Below are 451 nucleotides of genomic sequence, written 5' to 3' on the forward strand. Positions count from 1 at the left end.
TGGCGAGGGCTGGATAGAGCACGAGGCCTTCAAGGATCAGGAGCGACCAAGCAACCTGACCTAATGAAGGCCTCGCGTGACTCACTGTACGTGTGCGCCTGCGTTCGCTGCCGCCTCTGACGGCTGGTGTCCGCGGGCAGATGAACTGTTCGGCGTCGAGGGCATGCACCTCCTCGGTGTGACGACCCTGGATGAGGGCACCGTGCGGGTCGATGTCGAAACCGATGTGGACCTGACCGGCTGCCCTGACTGCGGAGTGGTCGCGGTGGGCCATGGCCGCCGGGTCCAGGTCCTCCACGACGCGCCGTGCTTCGGCCGGCCGGTGCGGGTGTGGTGGCGCAAGCGGATCTGGCGCTGCCCGGAGCCGTCGTGCCCGCGGTGGGCCATGGCCGCCGGGTCCAGGTCCTCCACGACGCGCCGTGCTTCGGCCGGCCGGTGCGGGTGTGGTGGC

General features: G+C 69.8%; 2 protein-coding genes. One reads left to right on the top strand and one right to left on the bottom strand.

The features are described from left to right. On the bottom strand, positions 1 to 298 hold a 298-nt coding region (locus IEQ44_RS15580), incomplete at its 3' end, for a hypothetical protein (RefSeq protein ID WP_193639395.1). On the opposite strand from IEQ44_RS15580, the gene IEQ44_RS18080 reads away from it, so the two are divergent. Beyond that, a partial coding sequence (locus IEQ44_RS18080) for a transposase family protein (protein ID WP_369074439.1) occupies positions 266 to 451 on the top strand: 186 nt, incomplete at its 3' end. The two genes, IEQ44_RS15580 and IEQ44_RS18080, sit on opposite strands and share 33 nt — an antisense overlap.

It is taken from the genome of Nocardioides malaquae, assembly GCF_015070385.1.
GTDB lineage: Bacteria > Actinomycetota > Actinomycetes > Propionibacteriales > Nocardioidaceae > Nocardioides > Nocardioides malaquae.